This is a genomic window from uncultured Candidatus Puniceispirillum sp., from assembly GCF_963979125.1.
Lineage (GTDB): Bacteria > Pseudomonadota > Alphaproteobacteria > Puniceispirillales > Puniceispirillaceae > Puniceispirillum.
Map to the genome: position 1 here is coordinate 1 of NZ_CAXBVX010000108.1, position 6802 is coordinate 6802.

Here is a 6802-nt window from a genome sequence, read left to right on the forward strand (position 1 = left end):
GATAATACGGATGGGTTTTTTGTTGCGATTATACAGGCGCGGCTACGTTGATCGGGGCCGCGATAATACGGATGGGTTTTTATTGCTATCATACAAGCGCGGTTACGTTAATCGGTGCGGCATAGATGGAACAAGCAAGTAGCAAGACATAAAGGGCATAACATGGCAGATACAATCCTGATCATCGATTTTGGATCGCAGGTAACACAGCTGATCGCACGGCGGCTTCGCGAGGCAGGTGTCTATACCGAAATTTTGCCATGCACGACAGATCCCGAAAATATCAGCGCTGCTGCGCCGCAGGGCATTATTCTGTCTGGAGGGCCCAATTCGGTGGCTATGGCAGATACGCCGCGCGCGCCACAAATCGTGTTTGATATGCAGATACCCGTTCTTGGCATTTGTTATGGCCAACAGACGATGTGCCAGCAATTGGGGGGGCGCGTTGAACCAGGCACCAGCCGCGAATTTGGCCGTGCTGAGCTTGATGTGACGGAACATTGCGCCTTGTTTGACGGCCTGTGGGACAAAGGCACTGCACATACTGTCTGGATGAGTCATGGCGATCATGTCGCTGCCTTGCCTGATGGTTTTCGTGTCGTTGGTAAATCCGATGGCGCGCCTTTTGCCGCGGTGGCTGATGAAAGTCGACATTATTACGGTGTCCAGTTTCATCCCGAAGTCGTGCATACAAAGGATGGTGATAAGGTGCTTAGCCGGTTTGCGCTGGATATATGTGGCTGTTCGGGAAGCTGGTCGATGGCGGCCTATCGGTCCCGTTCAATCGAAGCTATCCGCAAACAGGTTGGTGATGGCAAGGTCATTTGCGGCCTGTCGGGCGGCGTTGATTCCTCGGTAACGGCGGTGTTGCTTCATGAAGCGATTGGCGATCAACTGACCTGTGTATTTGTCGATCATGGATTGCTGCGCAAAGGCGAAGCCGAAGAGGTGGTCAGCCTGTTTGGCGGGCATTATAATATCCCGTTGATCCATCGAAATGTATCGGACATGTTTCTTGAACGGCTGGCAGGGGTGTCCGACCCCGAGCAAAAACGCAAGATCATTGGCGGTAGCTTTATCGAAGTCTTTGACGAAGAAGCCCAGAAGATTGATGGCGCACGGTTTCTGGCACAAGGCACGCTATATCCCGATGTGATTGAAAGCATTTCGGCCGCAGGCGGTTCCGATGTCACGATCAAATCGCATCATAATGTCGGCGGCTTGCCTGATAATATGAAGCTTGATCTTGTCGAACCGTTACGCGAATTGTTCAAGGATGAAGTAAGAAATCTGGGGCGCGAGCTGGGCTTGCCCGAAGTGCTGGTATCGCGGCACCCATTTCCGGGCCCGGGGCTGGCCATTCGTGTGCCTGGCGAGATTACGCCGGAAAAGCTGGATATTTTGCGCGAGGCTGATGCTGTTTATCTAGACGAAATTCGTAAAGCTGGACTATATGACGACATCTGGCAGGCTTTTGCCGTTTTGTTGCCTGTCAAAACCGTGGGCGTGATGGGCGATGCGCGGTCTTATGAATATGTCTGTGCGTTGCGGGCGGTGACCTCCAGCGATGGCATGACCGCCGAAAGCTATGGCTTTAGCCACGAATTTTTGGCGCGTACCGCGACCCGTATTATCAATGCGGTCAAAGGTGTCAACCGCGTTGTCTATGACGTGACATCAAAGCCACCTGGTACTATTGAGTGGGAATGAGTGAATGTATGTCTCGGTGACTGGGCTTAAACCAAAAGGGTTCATGGGCTGGATACGTTTCTGGGTCTTGACAATTCCCGCATCCAGACACGCCCAGAACGCCGAAGGTGTGTTGCTTTGCGCTTTCACGTCACGCCATCATGTCCAGCACACGCTGACTGTCTGGCAGTCAAAAGACTATATGCTGGCTTATAGATCATCACCAAGCCATGTAAGAGCCATGCAACATTTTTCAAAGATTGGTAGCGGCAAAGTATATGGTTACGAAACCAATGCCATGCCATATTGGGATGAGGCTTTGGCGGCATGGGATCAACATGGGCAAGAGCATTAAGGTTTGTCACAAAGCAATGTGGCCTGTTTCCATATTGTAGGCAGATTGTTTAAAAGTGCCTTTCTTCAGATGGTTAACGCCCTTAGGTTAGCCGCATGGATATTATTCGGAGTATGAAATAGTAACAGACCTTTAAAGTAAAAATAATTTGGTAAAATCAAACACTTTTAAACATACTGCATGTGCTTGGGGGTGATTTAATGTTGGACATGAAAATAGAGTGTGAAAAATGTGAAACAAAGCTCGAACATGACTCTGACGCTTTTATATGTTCGTTCGAATGCACTTACTGCATGAATTGCGGAAAAGAAATGAACCATATATGCAAGAACTGTAATGGTGAGATAGTCAAACGCCCTAAAAGAGACGTTCGGCATTAGTTCGGGCATATACCAGCCTGATGGTTTATGCGTATGAACGTGCATCACGCCATAGTCGGACATATATCACAACTCACTATTAAACATCTCACATCAACATTTCAAAAATCCACTTCAGCCATATGGTTAACGCCGCATAGGCTGGCATATGGATATTATTCGCAGCAAAGAATTTACCGGATCACGGGCATGGGACGCGCTGGATATTGCCAGCATGAATGGCATCACCACGCGCCTGCATTGGACGGATCAGCCCTATAAATGGCATGTAAATGACGGGGCTGAGGTGTTTGCCGTTCTGGATGGCAACGTGCGCATGTACTATCGTGAAAATGGCAATGAAATGTCGGTTGATCTGGCCACTGGTGATATTTTCTATGCATCTGTTGGCACCGAGCATGTCGCGCACCCACAAGGTGAGGCACGTATCCTTGTGATCGAAGCTGAAGGTAGCGTCTAGGACAATGTCATCGCTTTCGCCTTTGCTGAGCGCGCCCATGCCAATTGCTCCGCATGCATTGGTTGCGTTTGCCGCCTTGTTTATTGGCGGGGTGCAACTGGCCAGCCCCAAAGGCACAAAACGCCATCGCTGGCTTGGTTATGTCTGGTGCGCCATGATGTTTTTTGTGGCGGCGTCTGGTTTCTTTATCCATTCGATTGAATTATGGGGATTATTTAGCCCGATTCATTTGCTATCGGTGCTGACAATCACCTTATTGGCGCGGGCAATCTGGTGCGCCCGTACAGGCCGTATTCGCCAGCATCAACGCATTATGGCAAATTTATTCTGGCTGGCGCTGGTGGTAACGGGGGTATTTACCTTTTTTCCTGGGCGGATTATGTTTGCCGTTGTCAGCGGATCATGATGATTTGCGCAAGCTACAATAATGCTGACATCTAGTGAAAATTTAATAATCTTATGATAATCATTTTCTGATGCGAACGGTGATGGGGGACATATGATTTCAGAAACAGCGGAAAAATATCTAAAGCAATTTGCATTACTGCTTGGCATGTTGAGTGCCCTTGCGGTTATATTTGACTGGTATCCCTATACAATGTTGATTTCTTTGCCGTTCTGCCTGATCTGGATTTATTGCGCCTGGCTTCATACAGAGCCACAATTGAAGTGGATCAACATCATTTTTGCGCTTCTCTATGCTTATGGCATTGTCCGCTATTATTGGTTTTAGCCTCGACTTTTGCTTGCTTGCCTATCCAAGGCGTGCAGTATGGGCAGATATAAAGTGAGATCTATCTATGCCTGCATCCTTCATTACTGGATTTGCGCTTGGCTTTTCGTTGATATTGGCGATCGGGGCGCAAAATGCCTTTGTTCTGCGTCAAGGATTGATCGGCAGACATGTGTTTGCTGTGGCGTTGTTCTGTGCGCTGTCTGATGCGTTATTGATCGCTGCGGGTGTTGGCGGGCTGTCGTTGCTGATCGCCGACATCATGACACCTTATACCGACTGGATGTTTGGCGGGGCGGCGATCTGGCTGGCGCTTTACGGGGTGATGCGTCTGCGTGATGTGATGCGTGGCGGCGGCGGCCTCGAAGCAGGCGCGGTTAAAAGCCTGGATGTTATCCCTACATTGGGGGTGGCGGCGATGCTGACCTTTGCCAACCCGCATGTCTATCTTGATACAGTGATTCTGGTTGGCACCGTATCATTGCAATTTGACGGTATCGACAAGCTGCTATTTGGAAGCGGTGCTGCCAGCGCCAGCTTCGTTTTCTTTTTCGGGCTTGCCTATGGTGCCAGCTATTTTGCCAGCCATATGAAACGGCCAGGTGCATGGCGTGTGCTTGATACAGTCATAGCGGTGATTATGTTTATCCTGGCGCTTGCCATGGCGCGCGCGGGCAACTGGATTTAGCCCGCGATCACGGCATCTGCGTGATTGCAAACAGGTTAGACGATGTCTTCAAGGTCTTCTTCAAGAATGCTGATCTGAACATGATAGCATGTCTCACCATCTTCATTATCCTGAAACACAACGCCGATAAATTCATCCTCCAGCATCAGATCGGCTGAATCTTCCTTGTTTTCGCGGCGGGCAATTGACAATTTATTATTGCCAAAGCGCTGGCGTAAATAGCGTTGAACTTTTGCTGTTTCACTTGCATTCATGGCGTCTGCCTTCTCATCAATTTGCTTGGCATCTGATGAAAACCAGACACCCTTTATGGCGGCTGACCTATGTAAGCGCATCAAGGCCAGACGTTTAAAATGCCTAACCTATCCATCCGCACCATGCAAGCATGCTTTGTTGTAAAATGTTATTTAGCCATGCACGGCGATCTGTCCCGCATCATGAAGCCACGCCGGCGATGTTGTGACGTCATGCGACTGACAGGGTGTGCAACGCATACGTCCACCAAGTTCGGGCACCGGAAATAGCGGGCCAAGGCGACTGATAAGCGGCGTTGGGTCAATGTCTGCGCTATGACCACATCGATTGCACCAGCACAAAACATATTGATTATCTGCATCCAGATCAGCAAGGGTCATAGGATTTACAGGTTCGCTTTTGACGATAAGTTGCCGTTTGAATTCTCCCATCCTGATTCTCCTATCCTGACAAGTCAAAGATGTCATAACATATTAATGTTCATGTTTTGTTCTAATTATGATTAACGTATTTTATGTGGCTGAACAAGCACCAAATAAGCAGATCGAAGATTTTACGAAATTGGTAACAGTGATCTCAGGCTTTAACGTCTTGGCTAGCCTGACACCAGACGCGGTAATTTATTAAAGTGACTAATCACGTCTTGAACCATTGATGCTTTGCACAAAACGCGTTTGTTATCGCGCAGAATAAATTGTGGCCGTTCTTTATGATGACGTTGTTGTTTCTCAATCACATAGACTGGTGTTTCATGTGTATGACGAAAAATAGAAAAGGCAGCAGACCCCATTAGATGATCCAATGCATAGTCGCGCCATTCACCGGCGGCGACACGCGCACTGTAGGCAGCAAGTATGAGTCCAAGCTCACCACGGGTGAAATAAAGTGGGCGTCGGGATTTTTTTGGATTGGAAACTTGAGACACGTACCTTTATACCTATTTTTTGTGGTGGCTGTTTCGAAGCATTACGGTTATGTTGAGGCAGGTTTTTGCCAAGGTCAATAAAGCATTGGCATTTTTTATGATTGATGTGGCTTATTTGCTGGATGATGGCGTCATGCCAAGACCAGTTAAAGGTTATATCTAGGCTGGTTATCACGTCAGGGTCGTGGCATTTGGACGATCAGGTGATGGCCATATTATGCAAGGACGAAGTTTGGGTTCATGGCTGACATTTTTGATGAAATTGATGAAGAGCTGAAGAAAGATCGTGCACAGCTATTATGGGCACAATATGGTAAATATGTAATTGGTGCTTGTATGGCGGTTGTTTTGGCCGTTGGTGGGTATCAGGGCTATAACATCTATTCTACCAATCAGATTGAAAAGGCGGCTGATTTATATCACACGTCATTAAAAGCCGATGATGTGATTTCATCGCTTAATAATAATGTCGATGAATTGACCGACGGCTATAAAATGCTGGCACGCTTCCAGATTGCCGCCGCCGAGGCCAGAGCAGGTGATTATGTTGCCGCGCAAGCCAGCTATAACGCGCTTGCCGAAGACAAAAACATTGATCCGCTATATCGGCAATTCGCCCAGCTTTTATCGGTTATGAATGCTCCAGCTGACGCCAGCGCCCAAAGTTTACAGGACCGCCTTGCGCCGCTTATTGGTGCGGCAGGTACATGGCAGGGGTTGGCGCTTGAACAAAGTGCTGGACTTGACCTACAGACAGGCAAGATCGACGCGGCCAAGGCCAAACTTGAACAGATTATCAAATTAACCGAAATTCCTCAGTCGTTACGCCAGCGCGCCCAGCGGATGCTGGATATCCTGAACGCCTGATTGCTGACCATAGGTGAAAGCCTCTAGGAGACATGAATGAAGATGCGCCTTAACATGCCCCCAGCTAGGTTTTTTGTCCCGAATCTTGCTGTTATATCGGGTAAGGCATCATTATCGGCTTTGGCTGGCATGATGCTATTGGCATTGTCGGCATGTTCGCCGCCCGAAGTCATTTTACCAGGTGAACGTATTGCGGTTTTCGCCAGCGTTGACACGATTACGCCTGATCAAGCGGCTTTTGACCAAGGCGCTGGTTTGCCTGCGCCATCAGGTTCGGCGTCGGCGACTCATGCAGGTGGTTCAGCCGCGCATTCTGGCGGCCATCTTGACATTGATCTGCCGTTGAAAAAGATATGGTCAGCCTCGATTGGCAGTGGCGGCAGTAATCTTGTCGATCTGGCTCAGCCTGTCATTAATGGCGGCAAGGTTTTTGCGGTAACGCCACTTGGT

11 protein-coding genes and 1 pseudogene are annotated in these 6802 nt (G+C 48.7%); 9 read left to right on the top strand and 3 right to left on the bottom strand.

Going from position 1 to position 6802, the window contains the following annotated elements:
* The first annotated feature begins 162 nt into the window (after positions 1-162).
* The 7 genes from guaA to ABNT28_RS09465 all read left to right on the top strand — a co-directional run bounded on the left by guaA (position 163) and on the right by ABNT28_RS09465 (position 4305).
* Positions 163-1710, top strand: coding sequence for a glutamine-hydrolyzing GMP synthase (gene guaA / locus ABNT28_RS09435; RefSeq protein WP_332924786.1), 1548 nt, complete (start codon positions 163-165; stop codon positions 1708-1710).
* A 4-nt stretch (positions 1711-1714) separates the two neighbouring features.
* The gene (locus ABNT28_RS09440; protein ID WP_332924785.1) at positions 1715-2044 is read left to right on the top strand and encodes a hypothetical protein; all 330 of its coding nucleotides are present in this window, start codon (positions 1715-1717) and stop codon (positions 2042-2044) included.
* Positions 2045-2253: 209 nt separating this feature from the next.
* Positions 2254-2424 (top strand): DUF1272 domain-containing protein, encoded by a 171-nt coding sequence (locus ABNT28_RS09445; RefSeq protein ID WP_348721459.1) that lies wholly within the window; start codon positions 2254-2256, stop codon positions 2422-2424.
* 148 nt (positions 2425-2572) lie between these two features.
* The gene (locus tag ABNT28_RS09450; protein WP_332924783.1) at positions 2573-2884 is read left to right on the top strand and encodes a cupin; all 312 of its coding nucleotides are present in this window, start codon (positions 2573-2575) and stop codon (positions 2882-2884) included.
* Positions 2885-2888: 4 nt separating this feature from the next.
* Entirely contained in the window at positions 2889-3290 is a 402-nt protein-coding gene (locus ABNT28_RS09455; protein ID WP_332924782.1) for a DUF2306 domain-containing protein, read from the top strand.
* Positions 3291-3383: 93 nt separating this feature from the next.
* Entirely contained in the window at positions 3384-3617 is a 234-nt protein-coding gene (locus tag ABNT28_RS09460; protein ID WP_332924781.1) for a peptidase, read from the top strand.
* Positions 3618-3684: 67 nt separating this feature from the next.
* Entirely contained in the window at positions 3685-4305 is a 621-nt protein-coding gene (locus ABNT28_RS09465; protein WP_332924780.1) for a LysE/ArgO family amino acid transporter, read from the top strand.
* Positions 4306-4340: 35 nt separating this feature from the next.
* Here the strand turns inward: ABNT28_RS09465 and ABNT28_RS09470 are convergent, their stop codons facing one another.
* From ABNT28_RS09470 to ABNT28_RS09480, 3 genes are all read right to left on the bottom strand, one after another.
* Positions 4341-4640 (bottom strand): DUF3126 family protein, encoded by a 300-nt coding sequence (locus ABNT28_RS09470; protein ID WP_332924779.1) that lies wholly within the window; start codon positions 4638-4640, stop codon positions 4341-4343.
* A gap of 72 nt (positions 4641-4712) precedes the next feature.
* Entirely contained in the window at positions 4713-4991 is a 279-nt protein-coding gene (locus ABNT28_RS09475; RefSeq protein WP_332924778.1) for a hypothetical protein, read from the bottom strand.
* 164 nt (positions 4992-5155) lie between these two features.
* Complete coding sequence (locus tag ABNT28_RS09480; protein WP_332924777.1) at positions 5156-5485, bottom strand: DUF2794 domain-containing protein; 330 nt, start codon at positions 5483-5485, stop codon at positions 5156-5158.
* A gap of 240 nt (positions 5486-5725) precedes the next feature.
* Between ABNT28_RS09480 and ABNT28_RS09485 the strand changes: the two genes are divergently transcribed.
* Both ABNT28_RS09485 and ABNT28_RS09490 read left to right on the top strand, forming a co-directional pair.
* On the top strand, positions 5726-6352 hold the full coding sequence (locus ABNT28_RS09485; RefSeq protein ID WP_348721458.1) for a tetratricopeptide repeat protein: 627 nt from the start codon (positions 5726-5728) through the stop codon (positions 6350-6352).
* A 36-nt stretch (positions 6353-6388) separates the two neighbouring features.
* Positions 6389-6802 (top strand): annotated as a pseudogene (locus ABNT28_RS09490) (hypothetical protein); the annotation flags it as partial.

Excerpts from the sequence above, each read along its gene's own strand:
- guaA (WP_332924786.1), top strand. The coding sequence starts at position 163 with ATGGCAGATACAATCCTGATCATCGATTTTGGATCGCAGGTAACACAG.
- ABNT28_RS09440 (WP_332924785.1), top strand. The coding sequence starts at position 1,715 with ATGTATGTCTCGGTGACTGGGCTTAAACCAAAAGGGTTCATGGGCTGG.
- ABNT28_RS09445 (WP_348721459.1), top strand. The coding sequence starts at position 2,254 with ATGAAAATAGAGTGTGAAAAATGTGAAACAAAGCTCGAACATGACTCT.
- ABNT28_RS09450 (WP_332924783.1), top strand. The coding sequence starts at position 2,573 with ATGGATATTATTCGCAGCAAAGAATTTACCGGATCACGGGCATGGGAC.
- ABNT28_RS09455 (WP_332924782.1), top strand. The coding sequence starts at position 2,889 with ATGTCATCGCTTTCGCCTTTGCTGAGCGCGCCCATGCCAATTGCTCCG.
- ABNT28_RS09460 (WP_332924781.1), top strand. The coding sequence starts at position 3,384 with ATGATTTCAGAAACAGCGGAAAAATATCTAAAGCAATTTGCATTACTG.
- ABNT28_RS09465 (WP_332924780.1), top strand. The coding sequence starts at position 3,685 with ATGCCTGCATCCTTCATTACTGGATTTGCGCTTGGCTTTTCGTTGATA.
- ABNT28_RS09470 (WP_332924779.1), bottom strand. The coding sequence starts at position 4,640 with ATGCGCTTACATAGGTCAGCCGCCATAAAGGGTGTCTGGTTTTCATCA.
- ABNT28_RS09475 (WP_332924778.1), bottom strand. The coding sequence starts at position 4,991 with ATGGGAGAATTCAAACGGCAACTTATCGTCAAAAGCGAACCTGTAAAT.
- ABNT28_RS09485 (WP_348721458.1), top strand. The coding sequence starts at position 5,726 with ATGGCTGACATTTTTGATGAAATTGATGAAGAGCTGAAGAAAGATCGT.